17 protein-coding genes and 1 riboswitch are annotated in these 19,221 nt (G+C 35.9%); of the genes, 11 read left to right on the top strand and 6 right to left on the bottom strand.

Annotated elements, in window-relative coordinates; genetic code table 11:
* Positions 1-29 precede the first annotated feature (29 nt).
* The 6 genes from L0B53_RS15100 (at position 30) to L0B53_RS15075 (ending at position 7,224) form a co-directional block, all read left to right on the top strand.
* Positions 30-2,156 carry a xanthine dehydrogenase family protein molybdopterin-binding subunit gene (locus tag L0B53_RS15100; RefSeq protein WP_235060431.1) on the top strand — a complete coding sequence of 709 codons (2,127 nt, stop codon included), beginning with the start codon at positions 30-32 and terminating at the stop codon, positions 2,154-2,156.
* Complete coding sequence (locus L0B53_RS15095) at positions 2,146-2,619, top strand: (2Fe-2S)-binding protein (protein WP_235060430.1); 474 nt, start codon at positions 2,146-2,148, stop codon at positions 2,617-2,619. Before L0B53_RS15100 ends, L0B53_RS15095 begins: the two co-directional genes overlap by 11 nt.
* The gene (locus L0B53_RS15090) at positions 2,610-3,473 is read left to right on the top strand and encodes a xanthine dehydrogenase family protein subunit M (RefSeq protein ID WP_235060429.1); all 864 of its coding nucleotides are present in this window, start codon (positions 2,610-2,612) and stop codon (positions 3,471-3,473) included. The genes L0B53_RS15095 and L0B53_RS15090 overlap by 10 nt, the downstream gene beginning before the upstream one ends.
* 399 nt (positions 3,474-3,872) lie before the next feature.
* Positions 3,873-5,327 (top strand): dipeptide/tripeptide permease DtpA, encoded by a 1,455-nt coding sequence (dtpA, locus tag L0B53_RS15085; RefSeq protein ID WP_235060428.1) that lies wholly within the window; start codon positions 3,873-3,875, stop codon positions 5,325-5,327.
* Between the two features lie 69 nt (positions 5,328-5,396).
* Positions 5,397-5,496, top strand: a riboswitch (purine riboswitch).
* A gap of 21 nt (positions 5,497-5,517) precedes the next feature.
* On the top strand, positions 5,518-6,522 hold the full coding sequence (gene add / locus L0B53_RS15080; RefSeq protein WP_235060427.1) for an adenosine deaminase: 1,005 nt from the start codon (positions 5,518-5,520) through the stop codon (positions 6,520-6,522).
* A 315-nt stretch (positions 6,523-6,837) separates the two neighbouring features.
* Positions 6,838-7,224, top strand: a complete 387-nt coding sequence (locus tag L0B53_RS15075; RefSeq protein WP_235060426.1) for a hypothetical protein — start codon at positions 6,838-6,840, stop codon at positions 7,222-7,224.
* A 297-nt stretch (positions 7,225-7,521) separates the two neighbouring features.
* On the opposite strand, the gene L0B53_RS15070 is transcribed toward L0B53_RS15075, so the two are convergent.
* Entirely contained in the window at positions 7,522-8,280 is a 759-nt protein-coding gene (locus tag L0B53_RS15070) for a sulfite exporter TauE/SafE family protein (RefSeq protein WP_235060425.1), read from the bottom strand.
* Positions 8,281-8,489: 209 nt separating this feature from the next.
* Here L0B53_RS15070 and L0B53_RS15065 point away from each other — a divergent pair, with 209 nt between their 5' ends.
* Positions 8,490-9,017, top strand: a complete 528-nt coding sequence (locus L0B53_RS15065; protein WP_235060424.1) for a DUF2301 domain-containing membrane protein — start codon at positions 8,490-8,492, stop codon at positions 9,015-9,017.
* A gap of 266 nt (positions 9,018-9,283) precedes the next feature.
* Here the strand turns inward: L0B53_RS15065 and L0B53_RS15060 are convergent, their stop codons facing one another.
* From L0B53_RS15060 to L0B53_RS15050, 3 genes are all read right to left on the bottom strand, one after another.
* Entirely contained in the window at positions 9,284-9,634 is a 351-nt protein-coding gene (locus L0B53_RS15060) for a DUF2750 domain-containing protein (RefSeq protein WP_235060423.1), read from the bottom strand.
* Between the two features lie 123 nt (positions 9,635-9,757).
* Positions 9,758-10,711 carry a 23S rRNA (adenine(1618)-N(6))-methyltransferase RlmF gene (rlmF, locus tag L0B53_RS15055; RefSeq protein ID WP_235060422.1) on the bottom strand — a complete coding sequence of 318 codons (954 nt, stop codon included), beginning with the start codon at positions 10,709-10,711 and terminating at the stop codon, positions 9,758-9,760.
* Positions 10,712-11,070: 359 nt separating this feature from the next.
* Complete coding sequence (locus L0B53_RS15050) at positions 11,071-11,343, bottom strand: hypothetical protein (protein ID WP_235060421.1); 273 nt, start codon at positions 11,341-11,343, stop codon at positions 11,071-11,073.
* Positions 11,344-11,679: 336 nt separating this feature from the next.
* Here L0B53_RS15050 and L0B53_RS15045 point away from each other — a divergent pair, with 336 nt between their 5' ends.
* A complete protein-coding gene (locus L0B53_RS15045; protein WP_235060420.1) occupies positions 11,680-12,888 on the top strand; it encodes an ROK family protein in 1,209 nt (402 codons plus the stop codon).
* 114 nt (positions 12,889-13,002) lie between these two features.
* On the opposite strand, the gene L0B53_RS15040 is transcribed toward L0B53_RS15045, so the two are convergent.
* A complete protein-coding gene (locus L0B53_RS15040) occupies positions 13,003-14,169 on the bottom strand; it encodes a Card1-like endonuclease domain-containing protein (RefSeq protein ID WP_235060419.1) in 1,167 nt (388 codons plus the stop codon).
* Between the two features lie 369 nt (positions 14,170-14,538).
* On the opposite strand from L0B53_RS15040, the gene rarD reads away from it, so the two are divergent.
* A complete protein-coding gene (gene rarD / locus L0B53_RS15035; protein WP_235060418.1) occupies positions 14,539-15,453 on the top strand; it encodes an EamA family transporter RarD in 915 nt (304 codons plus the stop codon).
* A 316-nt stretch (positions 15,454-15,769) separates the two neighbouring features.
* On the opposite strand, the gene L0B53_RS15030 is transcribed toward rarD, so the two are convergent.
* Positions 15,770-16,477: a DUF3157 family protein gene (locus L0B53_RS15030; protein ID WP_235060417.1), complete on the bottom strand. Its 708-nt coding sequence runs from the start codon at positions 16,475-16,477 to the stop codon at positions 15,770-15,772.
* 259 nt (positions 16,478-16,736) lie between these two features.
* Between L0B53_RS15030 and L0B53_RS15025 the strand changes: the two genes are divergently transcribed.
* Together L0B53_RS15025 and mrdA are read left to right on the top strand one after the other, a co-directional pair.
* A complete protein-coding gene (locus L0B53_RS15025) occupies positions 16,737-16,979 on the top strand; it encodes a hypothetical protein (RefSeq protein ID WP_235060416.1) in 243 nt (80 codons plus the stop codon).
* Positions 16,980-17,261: 282 nt separating this feature from the next.
* The gene (gene mrdA / locus L0B53_RS15020) at positions 17,262-19,163 is read left to right on the top strand and encodes a penicillin-binding protein 2 (protein WP_260115592.1); all 1,902 of its coding nucleotides are present in this window, start codon (positions 17,262-17,264) and stop codon (positions 19,161-19,163) included.
* Positions 19,164-19,221 lie beyond the last annotated feature (58 nt).

Below are 19,221 nucleotides of genomic sequence, written 5' to 3'. Positions count from 1 at the left end.
CCATTTTAAACAGGATAGAAGGTCTTGTTATGGAAAAAATTAATAATAGATTTAAATGGTCAGAAGCAACAGGCGAAGCAAAGTTTATTGCTGATCGCCAATACGACAATTTATTACACGGACGATTTTACCGCTCAACCTCTCCTCGTGCGATAATTAAAAATATTACTCTTCCCACCCTCCCTGATGGGTATTATATCTTCGGTGCCGACGATATACCCGGACAAAATGCACTTCCTATTGTTGAACTCGATTGGCCCGCTTTTGCTGAAAACGAGGTTTTTCATGTCGGACAAGTTATCTTTCTTGTTGTGGGTGAAGAACCTAACGTTATTGACCAAATTTTGCAGCAAATCTCAGTGGAGTATATTGAGAAAACACCCATTTACTCGATTGAAGAGTCAGAAAATTTAATCGGTGGGGCAATACAAGGTGAGAGTAATATTTTTGATACGCATACCATCAATCGAGGTGATATTGATCAAGGTTTTGAATTAGCGGAAACTATTATTGAAGAAGAGTGTACAACAGGGTATCAAGAGCATATTTATCTTGAGACTCAAGGTGTTGTTGGCTTTTATCAACAAGGGAAAGTGGTAATCGAGGGCTCGATGCAATGTCCTTGGTATGTTCATCATTGTATGGCTGTCGTATTAGGTCATGATAATGTTCGAGCAATTCAAACGCCCACTGGTGGCGGGTTTGGTGGTAAAGAAGATTATCCAGATGTATTAGCGGCACCCGTTGCGGTTGCGGTTAATAAACTTAAACGTCCAGTGCGGGTGATATTAGATCGACAAGAAGATATCGCGTTCTCTTCAAAACGACATCCGTCACGTTTTCGTTATCGCACTGGATTAGATAAAAATAATAAAATTATCGCGATGGAAGTGAATCTTGCGGTGAATAGCGGGGCATTTTTTAGTCTTTCAGGCATTGTTATTCAACGAGCGATTACGACTGCAACCAATGTTTATGATATCCCCAATGTTCGAGTAACAGGAACAGCCTATCGAACAAATACGGTACCTACTGGCGCATTTAGAGGCTTTGGTTCTCCACAAACTTGTTTTTCGATGGAAACCCATATTGGACATCTCGCCAAACAAGTCGGGATCGATACGCTGGCATTTAAAAAATCACATCTATTAAGACCTGATTCGATCTCTTTAACTGGTGCACCAATGCATCAAGAGTTAGTGCTGGATAAGATGTTGGCAAGAGCAGAAGAGCTCTCAGATTACTATAAAAAATTAGAAACCTATGGAAAATGTGGAGACGATAGCAATAAAGGGATTGGCTTAGCTGTTTTCCAACATGGTTGTGGTTTTGCGGGGGATCTAGAGGAGACCTTAGTTAAAGCGAGAGTTCGGTTATTAAAGTTAGAGGATGATACGTTACACATTCATGCCTCGAATACCGATATCGGTCAAGGATTAACACTAACCTTTAGAAAAATTGTCGCAGAAGTTTTGAATAAGCCATTGGATGATGTGACGATTTATCTCCCAGATACTGGAATCGTGCCAGATTCTGGGCCAACGGTGGCATCTCGTTCGATTCTAATTGTCGGTTACCTATTAGAAAAAGCAGCAAAGAAATTACAAAAACAATGGGTTTCAGGACAACATCAAGAAATTGAAGAGGTTTATCAAAAGCCTGAATATCATCAATGGGATCAGGAAACCTTTACAGGCAATGCGTATCAAGCAACCAGTTATGGCGTTAATGTGGTTGAAGTTGAAGTTGATCCAATGACGGCGGAAATAGATATTAAAAAAGCTTGGGCATTGTACGATGTCGGTAAAGTGATCGATGAACAGGTTTTTCGTGGCCAAATCGATGGCGGTTTAGTTCAAGCTTTAGGTTATGGCAGTTGTGAGAAAATGGAACTTGATCGTAAAACCGGGATGTTTGCGCAACGAACCATGGCTGATTACGTTATTCCAACCATTTTAGATGTTCCAAGCATCGAAAGTGAACAAATTGAAAACCTTTACCCTTATGGACCATTAGGTGCGAAAGGGGGAGGGGAGCTAACCCATAATGGCGGTGCTGCAGCATTAACTGCCGCGGTAGAATGTGCGGTTAATCGTTCGATTTCATCAATTCCTGTTACGCCCGAGTATTTGATGGAGGTACTCAATGAAGATTAATTTCAATTTAAATGGTCAAGGGACAATGGTTGATGTTGATCCGATGCAACCCTTATTAAGTACATTACGTGATGTATTACAGCAAACGGCAACTAAAGAGGGATGTGGAGAAGGTGAATGTGGAGCTTGCTCAGTATTACTTAATAATGAGTTAGTGAATACGTGTATTTTACCAACGATTCAAGCCGAAGGGCAACATATTGTCACTTTGGAAGGATTGAAAGAGACGGATAAAGGTCGTTGTTTAATTGATGCCATTTTAGAAGCTAAAGGCGTTCAATGTGGTTTCTGTTCTCCAGGAATGATCATCGCGTTATATGCGTTATTAGAACAGAATGCGCAGCCAACCGATGATGAGATTAAAATTGCGTTATCTGGAAACTTATGTCGCTGTACTGGATACGGCATGTTAATTGATGCTGCTCATATCGCAATCAGTAAAGGAGGTGAGTTATGGAAGTAGTCTATCGTCCAGAAACTGTCATCGATGCACTTAAGCAAATGGCGACAAAAAAGTTTACTGTTTTAGCTGGTGGAACGGATTTGATGGTGCAGCATGCTCACCACTCTAGTTTAGTTCCTCAGTTTCCCTACCAACTCTTGGTTACTGATCATCTTCATGAATTGAAGAGCATCACTAAAGATGGTGAATGTCTTCAGATTGGTGCTGGATGTACATTAACGCAAATTATTAACGATCCGTTAGTGCCTGAATTATTAAAAAATGCCATTAAACAGATAGCAGCACCGGCTTTACGAAACCGAGCAACCTTGATTGGAAATATCTGTAATGCATCTCCGGCTGGGGATTCATTGCCTGTTTTATATTTGTTTGATTGCCAAATTCAACTATCAACGATGAAAGGTTGTGAATGGCTTCCTTTGTGTCATTTTATTACGGGGCCTGGAAAAACGACTCGACAACCGGAACAATTGATTACAGCTGTAAAGTTTGTTGTCCCTAAAATAGATTATTCACTTTATCGCAAAGTTGGTACTCGCTCTGCTAATGCATTAACAAAACTATCTGTTGCCGGTTTGGTCTCTTTACATTCAACAGGGGAAATCAGTGATTTTCGTTTAGCCTTTGGTGCGGTAGGGCCAACGGTGATCAGGAATCGCGATATTGAAGCTTTAATTGTAGGGAAACGACCAGAGCAAGTTAATATTAATGAGCTTAGTGAGCAATATAATGAAGTTATTATGCCTATTGATGATCAACGCTCAACGGCTAAATATCGAAGAGCGGCATCTTTAAATATATTAAAAGAGTGGTTAATGCAATTAGAGATAGAAAGCATAGATAATATTGCTTAATAGGTAGTGCTTAATGTAACTAAACTATAATTTAAAGCCAGTAGAAAACTTTATTAATTTTCTTCTGGTTTTTTACTAATAAATAAAACAAAAAAAGAGTATTTTATTTTCTTATAACCAACTGTTTTAAAATGGAATGAAGGATGTTTTTTTAATGATTTTTATACTGGATAGTGATTAAAATAGTTAGTTAGATAATGATATATATAATAAAAATAAATTCATACCATAATTAATTTTTTACATTCCATATTTGCTCGATGCATTATTTAATTAAGACAGGTAGTTTGTTCACATTACAAAAGCTTATGCATTAATCATAAAAAATTAATAGCAAGAAGTTGAAAATGAGATACCTAAACTAAATAGGTATACGATAATACAACGTGTGGATAAACTATGTCAGATCTTAATGTAATGAAACAACCGAAGCAGTTTTACCTGATCTTCTCTATCGAATTCTGGGAGCGTTTCGGCTTCTATGGTATGCAGGCAATTCTAACTGTATACATGGTGAAAATTTTAGGACTTAATGAATCAAGCTCTTTTATCCTTTTTGCTGCCTTCTCTGCCCTTATTTTTGGCTCCGTGGCAATTGGTGGTTGGATCGGAGATAAAGTCATAGGAACAAAACGTACGATCACCCTTGGTGCGATTTTCTTAACTGTTGGTTATTTTCTATTAGGCTTTTCTGCATATTTGGGTAAAGATGGGAGCCCATTGTGGATTTATGTTTCAATGGGTGTTATTACAATGGGAAATGGATTGTTTAAGGCAAATCCATCAAGCTTGTTGTCTAAAGTCTATAAGAAAGATGATCCTCGCTTAGATGGTGCATTTACCATGTATTATATGGCGATAAATTTAGGATCTTTTTTCTCAATGATTTTAACGCCATTAATTGCTGAAAAGTATGGCTATGGTTTAGCATTTGGAGTGAGCGCAATTGGTCTACTTATTACAGTAATAAATTTTGCATTATGTAAAAAAATGGTAGGGGATATCGGTTCTGAACCAGATTTGAAACCAGTTAATAAAAAATATTATAGTGCCGTTGTTTTAGGCTCCGCAGTGTTAAGTTTAGTCAGTGCTTATTTATTACAACATGTATTTTATGCTCATGTTATTTTAGTGGTTGTTGGCGTTACTATTGTTTTCTTATATTTCAAAGAAGCATTTAAAATATCTAGCGCAGAAAGAGCGAAAATGTTTGTTGCGTTTATTTTAATGTTACAAGGTGTGGTTTTCTTTGTTCTTTATTTCCAAATGCCAACTTCATTGAATTTCTTTGCTATTCATAATATTAGTCACGATATTTTTGGCTTTAAAGTTGAACCAGAGCAATTTCAAGCATTGAATCCATTTTGGATTATGTTAGCGAGCCCAGTTTTAGCGGTTATCTATAATAAAATGGGTGACCGATTCTCAATGCCATTTAAGTTTGCTTTAGGTATGGCACTGTGTAGTTTATCTTTCTTAGTGCTCCCAATTGGGGCGAAGTTTGCTAATGCCCATGGGATTATGAATTCTAACTGGCTAGTATTGAGTTATGGTTTTCAGTCTATTGGCGAGTTATTTGTTTCTGGTCTTGGTTTAGCAATGGTTGCTCAGCTTGTCCCACAACGTATGATGGGCTTTGCGATGGGAATGTGGTTCTTAACATCTGCAACAGCTGCTGTAATTGCAGGTTGGGTTGCATCATTAACTGCGGCTCCTGCAAATGCTACCAATCCAACACAAACATTAGCAATTTATAGCCATGTATTTAGTCAAATTGGTATTGCAACAGCCGTTATCGCCTTGATTACTATGATTATCGCCCCGAAACTGACCCGCGTCATTCGAGCTAATTAATTTGTTAACTTAATTTATTTTTACGGTATTTTTTATGCCACCCTCTTGATATGGGTGGCATCTACTGCTAAAATTCTGTCGAAATTGCTTCGTATAATCCCAATGATACGGTTTGGGAGTTTCTACCAAGAGCCATTAACTCTTGATTATGAGGCCTGTAACTTTATTTTACTTATAAAGGTAGAGGCTTATGAACTATTTCAACCTGCCAAAAATCGATCTCCATTGTCATCTTGACGGAAGTGTCCGTCCTCAAACTATTATTGATCTTGCCATTCAGCACAAGATTTCATTACCAAGCTATGATCTTGCTACTGTAACGTCATTGTTGATTGCACCAGAGACATGTCCTGACTTGGATACTTACCTGCAAAAGTTTGATACTCCTTTGTTAGTTATGCAAACCGCTGTTGATCTTGAGAGGATATCTTTTGAGCTTTTCGAAGATGCAGCATTAGAGAATGTAAAGTATCTAGAAGTTCGTTTTGCGCCCCTATTACATTTACAGCAAGGTTTAACTCTAGAGCAGGTTATTTCTAGCGTATTGCAAGGTATGGATCGGGCGACAAAACAATATGATATTGAAGGTAACTACATTCTTTGTGCAGTTAAAAACATGCCGAATGATAATATCAATAAGCTACTTGAAGCAGGTAGTCACTTCTTATCGAAAGGGGTGGTTGCATTTGATCTTGCTGGCAGTGAAGTTGCAGGTTTCGCATCTGAATATATTCCATTTACTCAATATGCAAAAGAGTTAGGCTATAAAATTACAATTCATGCGGGAGAGCAAGGTGTTGGACAAAATGTTTATGATGCTATCACTGAGTTAGGTGCTGAACGCATTGGTCATGGCATTCACATTTCAGGGTATCAACCTGCCTATGATCTTGTTAAGGATAAACGCATCGGTCTAGAAACATGTCCAAGCAGTAATATACAAACTAAAGCCGTTGAATCGTTAGCCTCTCATCCTTGTGCTAACTTTTATAACGATGGTCTTGCGATTACTATCAACAGTGATAATCGGACGGTCTCGAATACTACGATGACTGATGAAGTGAAAAAAGTTTGTGAGCAATTCAGTTTCACACATGAGGATTACCAAATAATTTACACCAATAGTATTGAACAATGCTTTGCTGATGAAAGTGTAAAAAAGCGTTTAAGAACAAAATGGAAATATAGTAACTAATGGATCTGGGTGTTAACATATCATTAACAAATATATTTATTTGAACAAATGTAGTGAGGGTGATTTCATTACAAATAAATGAGATTACCCTCACACAAATCAAAATAAGCTAAATACGTCTAAAATATATCAAGGCTATTTGCTTGTTTAATAAACTTAATGTTTAAAAAATAGCCTGCTAAGGCGGATTTCATCTTAATGATCTTGACTTGGATCAATAAAGTTACTTTTTTATTAATTATTGTTAATGAAATGTTTAAATTGGTACTTGTTAGTGTTATTGTTACTTTAACAGCAATAGGATGGAACAAGATTATGATAACAAATAGTGAACAAAAAAATAGACTTTCCACGATCCAAAGTCAGTTAATTGACCACAGTGTTATTAATCGAGTGCAAGTTGAAACATTAGTTGATGAGAATCGAATTGTTGCAGAGCTTGAGATGAAAGGAATTCTTTTAGATCAATTACCTCAACAAGCAATCAAGGCTAGTTTTAAGGTAAACAATAATCAGTATGGTGTTGTTTTCTTTGAAAGAAGCAATGTCGTTTTAACGTATCGTATTGCTGAAAGTTCAACTAATGATAATATTGAGATGGAAAGTATTGATATTAGCTCATCGCGTCAATTTCTTCGTTGGTTAGATTCTCAACCGAATCTAAATAAATACAATATTTGTACTCATCAGCTTGCTATATAATACCTATATCTAAAATAATTGATGTTACTCGTCGGTGGCAAGCGTGTGAGACCGATGGGTATAGATTGGACGAGTGATAAACCCCAACAGCCTGACTGGTTCAAATATCAATAGTCTAATATAAGCCACTGAACTTATTATTAATATGTAATAAGTTCAGTGGCTTTTTAGTTTGTTTACGAGTTAAATCAATTGAATCTAGTTAATATGGGTATCACCTTGTTACGTGACGTTATTAAGTTATTGGCTGCATTCATTGACTTGTCGGTAGTGACTCCAGTGACGTTAGGTATGCGATTATGAAAACAATGCAGCAATACATCCTACTAACGTCATAATAAACAGGAACCACTTTAAGGTTGAAGGTTTAATTGTAATAGCAATTTTAACTGCAACTGATGCACCTGCCATCGTTCCCATTGCTAAAATTAGACCTGGTAGCCATAAAATCAAGTCGTTATAAATAAAGACAGCAAGAGATACCGTGGTAAAGGTCAGTGCACATAATACTTTTAATGCATTTGCTTTTACTAAATCATAACGAAGAGTTCCAGAAAGGGCAGCTAAAAGAATAAAACCAACACCAGCTTGAACAAATCCGCCATAAAATCCTGCAATCGTTAACCAAATCCAAGAGAGAGGAGTATCTGCAACTTTATTGATTGTAGTTCCTGGATCTGGCGAGATGACAGAGGGTTTTAATAAAATAATTAATGACATGGTTAACATGGTAATCAATAAAGCGGGCTTAACTAACGATGTTGGGAGATAAGATGCTGAAACAGCACCTAATAGGCCACCAACAATCGTCGGTAAGATAATGGCAGGAGCGTCATTCAATGGTAGTTTCTTGGCTCTCTTGAAACCAAATAAAGCCGTTAATGATTGAAGAAAGACACCAACTCGATTCGTCGCATTAGCCACCTCTGCTGGCATACCCATTACCATGAGTGCAGGTAAAGTCAGGTTTGATCCTCCTCCAGCAAGTGTATTAATAATGCCGGCAAAAAATCCAGTAACTAATAGAAGTAGCGCGTAATAAAGAGAGATATCCACAATCAGATCCAATTGAATATACCCATGTTATTTACAGTTGTTCGGCTGTAGGCTTTACTTTATTGCCTTATCTACCATCAACTCCAATAACTTTAAGTATTGGGGGTTAAGAATATTTAATCACTATTATTACATAAAAGAGATATAATGATTAAATTATTATGAATCTTCCTTATCAATCATTGATGAAATTTTATAAAGAGGTAAAAATGGCCGATCCACATATAAAAAGTCAGTTAGATTTTATTGATCTGATTACTGTCATCTTTTATCGCCTTGCGCTAATTAGTGCAGGGGGAGCATTAATCCTATCCTATTGGATGCCAGATTTAAGTGCAATAATTTTAATTGTTTCGGTGGTATTTAGTTCTCGATGTCTGCATATCTATAATAAATTTTTCAGATGGTTACTTGATGGTGCAGGTATTTTTGCCACTGTATTATGGATAAGTGGATTGATGCCTCATTTAGCCATTGGTGCTGCTTTATTTGTTTATAGTGGATTGGCATTTAAAGAGTACTTCTGTTTTAGATTGAAAATATTATTGCTGATCCCAATCGCATTAATTGGTTATTGGTTTTTTTCGGCGATCAATTTTAGTGCAATTCCAAACCAAATAATGGTATCGACAGCTTTTTCAATCATAGGGGGAGGCTTGCTGATCTTGTGTGGTATTTATAAATTCAAAATGCCTTTGCATTATGACATTGGCGATAAAACAGCGTATCAGGTTTGAATCTTAAATTTGGGGCATCACGCTAATAAAAAGAAGGTTACATACTGTTAACGTTGATCGTTAAAAGTATGTAACCCTTATGACTTATTTCGATTTTTATATACCTATACCCGTCATACTTGAAGTCGCTAGGTTGTTGGCTGCACTTACTCGCCCCAATCATAGAGTACACCTATACTCATGGGACCTCACTCACTTGCCGCCTTCTAGCAACGCCAATTATTTTAGGGATATTCATGTAAGAAAGATATAAAATCAGAGTCCACTTATAGGTAACACTTGGCAAGAGCCGTTGGCTCTATTTCAACACCTTCAAGTTGTGCATTCCAATTTAAGCCAAGTAATACACCATCTTCAGAAAGTGTGACTAACCAGTCTTGAACAAAGATATCAAGTGGTATTTCTAATACTTCGAAATCTGACCATTCTTCCACATTATGAGCTGCAGCATCTTCTTTAGAAGACCAAAATGGCATAACTTCACTTTCTTCAAACTCAGTTGAGTCGCAAGTTAACCAACCATCTTCGTTTTTTAGACCCCAAACTAGTTCGTTTGCCGCCGTTTCTTTAATGAATAACTCTTGGTTTGCTTGAATATCTGCTGTTAATTTGCTCATTTTTTATTCCAATTAAAAGTATCTGTGAACCATTGTATACCGTATTTATTCGAGTTGCTTGCTTTTACATTTACTTGGGTCTTGATCTGAAGAAAAGTTAATCACATTTAAACGAATTTACTGCTACTGAAAACTCCAGGCCACAAATCGAGTTACTTTATTGCCTTGTTTCATCTCTTCGTGATGAATCTGAGTGACTTTTAAGCGTTTTAATTGAGTTTCTAATTGTTTAACATTCTCTTTTTTGGATATTAATGTAGAAAACCACCGACATTGTGAGCCATAATCTCGACTCTCTTTTGCCATATTAATAATGAAAGCCTCTTCGCCTCCATCACACCATAATTCGGCTTTCTGTCCACCAAAGTTAAGTTGTGATGTTGATTTTTTAGTTTCAGTCAGTCCCTTTTTATTTCGATTGGCTGATAAGTTATCGATTTTTCGTTGAGTACCTTTAGTGGCATCAGCAAGAGATTTGTGAAAAGGAGGATTACAAACAGTAACATCAAACTTATCTCCTTTTTTAATGATACCGTTGAAAATCTGTTTAGCATTGGTTTGTAATCGACATTCAATTTTATTATTTAACGGCTTATTACTTTTAACGATAAATTGAGCGGTTTTGATTGAAATTGGATCAATATCTGTAGCAACCCAATGCCAATTGTACTCTGTGGTACCGATAATTGGATAGATACAACTTGCGCCGGTACCTATATCCAGTGCAGTTATCTTCTGCTTTACACCTTCAGGGTTGATTAGAGAGGCAAGTCGATGGATATAGTCCGCTCTTCCTGGGATCGGTGGGCATAAATAACCAACAGGAATATCCCAAAATTTAATTTTATAATCAGCGGCTAAAATAGCTTTATTCAACAGTTTAACAGCTTCAGGTTCTGAGAAGTCAATGGTTTGATTACCTGTTGGTGATAATTTTAAATAGTTCGCTAGTTGAGGCTCTTTTTTCACCAGTAGCGGTAGATCGTATCGGCCATGATGTCGATTATTAGGATGTAAACCTTTAACTAATTGATTGTTAGGTAATTGGTCTTTGCTAATATGTTTATTCGATTTCATTATCTACCTATTAAAAGAGAACATTATTTACCTTACGTATATTTGTAACGTTAGATATGTGGTTTGTTGCATGATCTTAATGATTTTAAGCGCGATTACTAGCGTTATATTTCGTTGATACCAAGAATTATTAAGCGTTTAATAGATGACAAGTGAATAAGTACCATGACTATATACCCAAAGTCATTGGAGTGGCTAGTAGGCGGCAAGTGAATGAGGTCCCATGAGTATAGGTGTGCTATATGATTGGGGTGAATGAACATAGCCAACAATCGATTGACTTCAAATAAGAAGGGGATAGCTTCCAGTATGAAGCGTCGATTTGATGTTGGCGTTCATCATCATAATGAGTCACTGGACTAAATAATAAAACTAATCAAGAATATAAAACTCAAAATCGTAGCTAATAAAACTAGAGATGTAATATGAGAATCACTCGCTCGCGTTGCTCGTTTAAAACAGAAAAAGATCAAGAAAAAGTTATAAACAACAAGCAATAATGAGATTGAAATTCCGACTGAAAATCCAATCGTTGTCATTTTTACTAACAGGGCAAGTAGTAAAATATAATCTATTGCAATTAATAATTGGAAAAGTTTTTGTAAACTATCTGCTTTTCTTACTAGGGCCATTGATGATCCTTTATCTTTTATGTATGTCAAATTTACCGTCGATTAGCGGTTCAATGACTTTAAGTATAGACGGCATAACAAAAAAATTGATGTTTTCAGCATTTATCTGTTTAAGTTATTTAACGGATAAATTTAATTAATATTCTGTGGTTAAATATTGGAGTCTTTATTGCAGAACCCTATTTGCTTTTTGAACTCATGCCATAAATTGCTCATTTAAAACTAAAAGAAAGATATGATTGTGATCGACTTCACGATGTTGCGAGATTAAATTTACAATTACTTCGGAAAGTAAAAGAATTAGGCTTAATAAAACTTTTAGTTAAGGATCTGTCGATGCAACAAGCACAACCTGGGCATATTGATCATATAAAAAGAAATAATTTGGGCAGTGTTTATAAGCTTATCGATCTTTTCGGTCCTATTTCTCGAATTGAACTTTCCAAACAAAGTGCATTAGCACCTGCAAGTATTACCAAAATTTCACGTGAGTTAATTGAAGCAAATCTCGTTCAAGAGGCTGAATGTCAAGAGTCGGGCACACGAGGTCGCCCAGCAACAGGACTGGTTGTTAGTGAAAATCAAAAACAAATTTTATCTTTACGATTAGGTCGAGGTTATTTAACCATTGCTCTTCATGAGCTTTCTGGTGCAATTTTAGTCGAGCAGCATCGAGATATAGAACAAATTGAAGAACAGGCTTTACTGACTCGTCTCTGCTACGAAATTAATATGTTCTTTACGCGTTACAATGCAGAAGTAACCGAAGTCTGTGCTATTGCAATTACGCTGCCGGGACAGATAGATAGTCTTCGAGGAATTGTGCATCAGATGCCTCATTATCAAGTCTCTAATTTTCATCTTGCAGAACTCCTTTTTCAAGAGATTAATATTCCTGTATTTATTGATAATGATATTCAAGCTTGGGCATTGGCTGAGCGTCTATTTGGTCATACTAAAGATGTTGATAATACCTTATTGATTTCTGCACATCATGGTGTGGGCGCAGGCATTATTTTAGATGGACGAGTGCTTCGTAGTGGGACTGGCAACTTAGGTGAGCTTGGTCATATGCAGATTGAGCCCAATGGTAAACGTTGCTATTGTGGTAATATCGGATGTTTAGATACCGTTGTAAATTGGGAAAATGTTGAAAATAAAGTAAAAAAAGCGATTAAAGAAGGGCAATCAACCGTACTCACATCAAGATCCATTAATATTGATAATATCTGTTATGCCGCAAAAGAGGGTGATGTGCTTTGTGTTAGTGTTATTCAAGAGTTAGGTGAGTATTTAGGCAAAGCGATTGCTATGATGGTCAATATTTTTAATCCGGATAAGATTTTAATTGGTGGTGAGTACAATATTGCAAAAAAGATATTGTATTCCTCGATTATGAAGAGTGTTAAAGAGCAAGCCTTGCCATTTTTTACCGAAAATCTTGAGATCGCTCAAACAGATTTTTATACTGAATCATCGATGGCGGGAGCTGCACTCGTAAAACAACGTCTTTATGATGGTGATTTGTTAGTCGAACTACTGTAATTCGTTATTGTTTCTGATAGGTAAAAATTAAAAAAGCCGCCTTAAGTCCAAAGAATAAACTTAAGGCGGCTTTTTATTATCAATTAATCATTGAGAGAACAAATCTCTAATCAATTAAAGGGTTGGAGTCTCATCACCACCAGCTGCAATAAACCATTTGTGAAGATACGTTTTTAAATCACCTAATTGGTCGGGACCGATAATGGCTAAACCAAGATCTTCGGCTCGAGTCAAATCATGGTGACGCAGTGGTCTAAAGCTGACTAACATTGCACGAGCTTGTAAGCCACCGAGTAAGTCACGGAGTGATTCAAGTTTATAAAGTGTATCATCACCATCGTGGCTCATACCTTTAGTTTTACATTCGATGATGTGAAGTTTGTTATTCACAATACAAGCGACATCAAGTTCATTTCGTACTTCGCGTTCACCAATTTTACGGTAAACCTGAACGTTTAATGAGCGATCTTGTATGGTTGGCATCTCTTTTTGGATTGCTCTAACGGTGCTATGCACAAGTGTTTCTAACCACTCACCATTGGCAAATCGGCGAGCTTCTTCATGAGCAAACGTTAATACGCCTTGTTGATAAGTAGCAATACCAACTTGCTGAAGATCATCAAGCAACATACCAAGCTCACGATAGCCTTGTTGCTTTTCACTTAATTCAACATCTAGACGCTGCTCTTTACGACAAGTGGTTGCTAAATAGTTCAGAGTTGCAAGGCCAGGACCTAACTCAAGCGCATTACTTGCCCAACGGTGACCTAGTTCACTTAGTTGAAGATCAAGATGTTCAGTAATATTTGTTTCAACGAATTCGCTACGTGCACCAAAGATGGTTAAGTAATCAGAGAGTTTGATACGGTCATGAACTTGTTGTTGTTCTTGGTCGTCAGGGAATAACCAGCAAAGAGCATCACTGTGTGGCTCAATGACATAAATCGGCCAACGATAGCTACGAAAAATCTCATATGTTGATAGCAGACGGTGTCGAAGACCACAACTCGCGTTAAATCGAACGTCACAATTCTCATTTTTTAATCGATCAGCTAGGACTTGTATTCTAGAGCGGATTTGAGTGATATTAATAACATCAGGAATTAAAAAGAATTCAGTAACAATATTCCGCTTTTCAAGTATAGAGGCAAGACGTACATACTGTTCTTGCTGAGATTCTACACCGATAAAAATCATTCTTTCACTCGGGATTGCTTCATCTAGAAGCGGTGTAATCAATCTAACTGGATCTGGGTCTATCAAACCAACATGGGTAATCATATTTCTCTTCTTATAAATAATGAGAATAGTCGCAAAAGAGATCAAAAATGAGGCGCTATTCACTAAAAGGATACTATTTAATAGTATATGGTATTAATGATTAAGAATCTCAAGGTTTTTGTTAAAATAAGTCATGATTATGGATTCAAAGAAATCATTATTGATAGTTACATTATATATAAAATAATAAATTATTAACTATCTTTGCTAAAAACAAGTATACCACTTTATGGTTACTTTGGGTGGTTCTGTTGGAAAACTGGCATTTGTTTTGATTTAAATCATAATTATTTCCAACTTATAAGATAATTACTAATAATGATTATGTTAATATTGTTATTCATACTGTTTTTTTGGATTTTTACTGGGATGTTTTCAAACTTAAAGGGCAGCTCTCATGCTGTTATTGCCTACCTATTATGGGGGTTAATTCCTCTTTATTTTCATTTTCTTTATCAAGCAAATATGAATGAATTAATTTCTCTAAGGATTATTTTTTCTCTTCCATTAGTTTGGTTGGTTAAAAAGTTGTTTAGAGTGAAGAGTGTCTCTTTATCAACAGCTTTAAAAAATAAAAAATCTCTTTTACTCTGTTTTATTGCTGGATCATTAAATATCGTCTCCTTGTATGCTTTTACTTGGGCTTTAACTACCGGACAAGTTTTAGCAGCCAGTCTTGGCTATTTTATGACACCGATATTTACCATTATGTTAGGAATTCTATTTTTAAAAGATAAATTAACAATAATGCAGAAACTTGCTGTTTTACTAGCCATTATTGGATTGAGCTATCAGGTCTTCTCTAATGGAGAATTACCTTGGTTATCATTAATTATGGGGAGTTTCTTTGCTGTTTATGGCTTAGTCAAAAAATACATTAAGTTTGATACATTTACGACCCTCTATTTTGAATTGTTCACTATTTTACCTTTCGCTTTAATTTATATGTTAGTAACGATTTTCAATGGAGACTCAACAGCCTTTAATAGTGATTTAATGACGTTGTTTTTATATATTGGTGCAGCGCCAGTTACGTTACTTCCTTTAATATTTTTTGCGATCGCATTGAAGAAAACAACATTAACTGTTATTGGATTAATTCAATACCTTGAGCCTAGTATCCATTTTGTCTTAGCTGTTGTATTGTTTAATGAACAAATGGAATTAAGTAAATTTATTAGTTTCTCTTTTATTTGGTTAGGATTAATTTTATGTTCACTAGAAGCGTGGCGTAATAGAGCAAAAGTTAAAACCCAAACGTTGACAGAGGCTTATACCGGTTAGTTATACCTAAAGCAATTGGGGTTGTTTGTCGGTAGAAATTGGTAATGCCCTATAAATACAGGTGTACTATACCCTTCATACTTGAAGTTGCTAGGTTGTTGGCGTCACTCATTCGCCCCAATCATATAGTACATCTATACTCATGGGGCCTCATTCACTTGCCGCCTACTAGCAACTCCAATTACTTTGAGTATATATTTATAGGGTAAATAAGCGATGCTAACAATTTGAAGTTTGATGGATGTATCACAACTCGGTGCTTATTAATCTTATTAAGTGTGTAATCCCTAATTATATGCTTTCTCTATCTCTGTCTCTATCTTTCTAAAATTTTATTAATACTGAAAGAGAGATGGTAACCTGATGCTTTCTTCATCTTTATCTTAATTGTATGCCCTTTTTGGGTGGTGTTTTCTCGTAAATAAGTTTCAGGCATTCGCTTGATAGATGACCATATTTTAACTTTTTCTTGTTTTATTTGTTGCCCATCTTCAGTTGATACATATAAGTCAACTGCGATATAGATAATGGATTCATTACTGATATTTTTGACACTGGTCGGTATTACGAGTTGATCTTTATCAAAATGAATATTGTCACTGCTAATGATAATTCGGTCATTTTCTAATAAGATATGCTTTTGTTGTGCAGTATTTGAAACAGTCACTGTATTCATTATTATTGGCGACTTTGTAATAATAATTTGAGGTGGATATGGCTCTGATGGCATCGATTGAGTTGAAGGAAATATAGTCTGTGTTTCTTTCACTGGAGTCGTAACTGTTTCAGATGTTGAGCTTGACGTCATCTTACTTGCTGCTACTGAACTAGCCGTAATCTGAGACAGCGTGTTTGCCGAGTGTTTTGTTGTTTTGTCGCCAGATAAAGAGCTTTTTTTATAGTGCCATGTAAAATCGTCATTAAGAATAACTATTTTACCATTTTTTAAAATGACTGATTGTGATTGCGCATAAGCGACACAAGACAGTATTAAAAAAAGAAATCCTGTTATAAATTTAATCATATTTCACTCCATTTTTGTCCGTTTTATCAGTATATACCTTTCATATACTGCATGGATATAATCTGCTTCTATAGCTATGTTATTATGAATAACTTTTAGAGGTACTGTACTATACAGAGTATTAACTCTACATTACCCCTTGATTTTTAATGTTATTTAAATGTGTGGTTTTTTTAAAAAAACATACAAAACTTGAAATCTTGTGCTAAAGTTATCTCATAAAGCTGTTTTAATAGATTTGAAGGAAGGCTAGGCGAGTATGGATACAAAATTTAAAGAGCAACTACAAAATCTTATGGTAGAAGGTAACAAACTTGGTTATTCATTCGTTGGTGTTGTAGATGTTCCTGGCGATAATGTTTGTCATATTGTCAATATGGTTAATGTCGGTTGTAAGGCGGGTACATTAAATTTACTAGATCTTGTTGCCTCTCAAGAGTGTAATGAACAGAAAAACTGCAGTACTTGCCATAAAAAAGTAAGAAATTTAGTCTTCGAATAATAGTGATAAATTTCTTAAATAGCTGCTTTTTATAAAGTAGCTTTTTTTTTGCCTGAAACTTATTCTGTATAAAAGTAGATAAAAGTAGATAAAAGTAGATAAAATGGAAACTAAGTACTCTTTATTGAGGCGTAATTACCATTTAAATAGTAGCAATAAAACAATAGATAGATTAATCTCATGCTTGCAATTAAGCTCAATGAAATAAAGGAACCATTTCATTATTTTCTTCTACCTATCATAGCTAAACAATTAGTTTGATGTTTGCTTTTTATTCAAAATATGCCTTATCGACACCTCCATTTTCGCAATTACCCCCATGAAAAATCTGTCTTTATTCGACGTGTTATTGTCGCTTTTCTTTTTCTATTGATTTTCACCTCGGCACTTTTGTTTCGAATGTGGTATCTCGAAGTTGATCAATTTACTCATTACTCTTTATTGGCTAAAAATAACCGTATTGAAGTTATACCTGTTGCGCCACGGCGTGGAGAAATATTTGATCGAAATGGTATTCCGTTAGCGATTAATCATTTAGTTTATCATTTATCTATTCGTAAAGATCAAACTGAAAATCTCAATCATGAGCTTGAATTGCTACAACAAAAATTATCATTATCTGATCAGAAAATTGATCAAATTAATAAAAAGTTACAGCATAAATCATCATTTCGAGAAGTGGATGTATTGGATCTATTAAGTGAGACGCAAGTTGCTGAATATGCAGCAAATGAGTTTCACTTCCCGGGTATTAGTATTGCAACCAGTTATATTCGTTACTACCCTTATGGCGAGTATTTTACCCATGTCTTGGGTTATGTGGGTAAAATTAACGATCGTGATATACGTAGACTAAAGAAAGCTGAGTTATATAAAGATTATAGAGCCTCTAAATTTATAGGTAAGTTAGGTATAGAGCGTTCTTATGAGAGAGATCTTCATGGTAAGCCGGGCTACCGAGTTGTTGAAGTCAATAATATTGGCAAGGTGATTCGGACGCTGAACTATCAGGCGCCAATTAAAGGAAAAGATATTGTCACTAATCTTGATGTCCATCTTCAAGAGTATGCCTTCAATTTATTGATTAAAAAGCAAAAAGATACCAAGACAGGATTGGTTACCGTTAAACAACGACCAGGGGCAATTGTTGTTCTTAATCCTCAAGATAACTCGGTATTGGCTATGGTTTCTAGCCCTAGTTATAACCCTAATGATTTTGTATCGGGTATTTCATCGAAAAAGTATAAGGCGTTGCTTAATAATCCAGATCGTCCACTGTTAAATAGAGCCACTTTAGGGGTTTATCCTCCTGGTTCAACCGTCAAACCGCAAATTGCTATCGCGGCTTTAACTGAAGGGGTCATTACACCAAAAACAACCTATAATTTTCCAGGTTGGTGGACAATACCTGATACACACAGTCGAAAATTTCGCGACGATCAACGTTGGGGATATGGCAACGTTAATATCTATAAAGCGATCGAAAAATCAGTTGATACTTTCTTTTATCAGGTCGTTTATGATCTTGGAGTCGATCGATTATCATTATGGATGAATAAGTTTGGTTATGGTCATTCAACCGGGATTGATATTAAAGAAGAGTCTGATGGTAATATGCCCACTAGAAAATGGAAGCATTTAAGATTTGATACACCTTGGTATAAAGGCGACACTATTTCTCTCGGTATTGGACAAGGTTATTGGTCGGCAACGCCTTTGCAGATGGCGAAAGCAGCCTCTGTTATTGCTACTGAAGGACGGATTGGAACCCCACATATTTTTAAACAATTCAAGGATCAACCAGCTAAATCTTACCATGAAGATAGTAAAGCATTTTCTCATGTTCCTAAAAAATATTGGGATATCTCTCGTGAGGGAATGCACCTTGTTGTTACAAAAGGAACAGCTAGATCTGCATTTAAAAATGTGTCTTACAAAGTCGCAGGGAAAACAGGAACAAGCCAAGTTTTTGGGCTTGCTAAAGATCAAACATACAATGCGGAAAAGTTAGCAAAAAATCTTCAAGATCATGCTCTTTTTACTGCATTTGCACCATTGAATAATCCTAAAATCTTGGTCTCTATTGTTTTAGAGCATGCTGGTTGGGGTAAAAATGCCGCACCGTTAGCAAAAGAAATTATGGATTATGAACTTATCGGAAAAGATAACAAACCTAAAAATTAAAGGATAAATCACTGCTCAATCCGATAATAGATCGATATTCATGGGGTTTTATTTGGTG

The sequence above is a fragment of the Vibrio sp. SS-MA-C1-2 genome, assembly GCF_021513135.1.
Classification (GTDB): Bacteria; Pseudomonadota; Gammaproteobacteria; order Enterobacterales; family Vibrionaceae.
The sequence above is the reverse complement of the archived record's forward strand: the minus strand, read 5'-3'. Positions and strand labels throughout refer to the sequence as shown.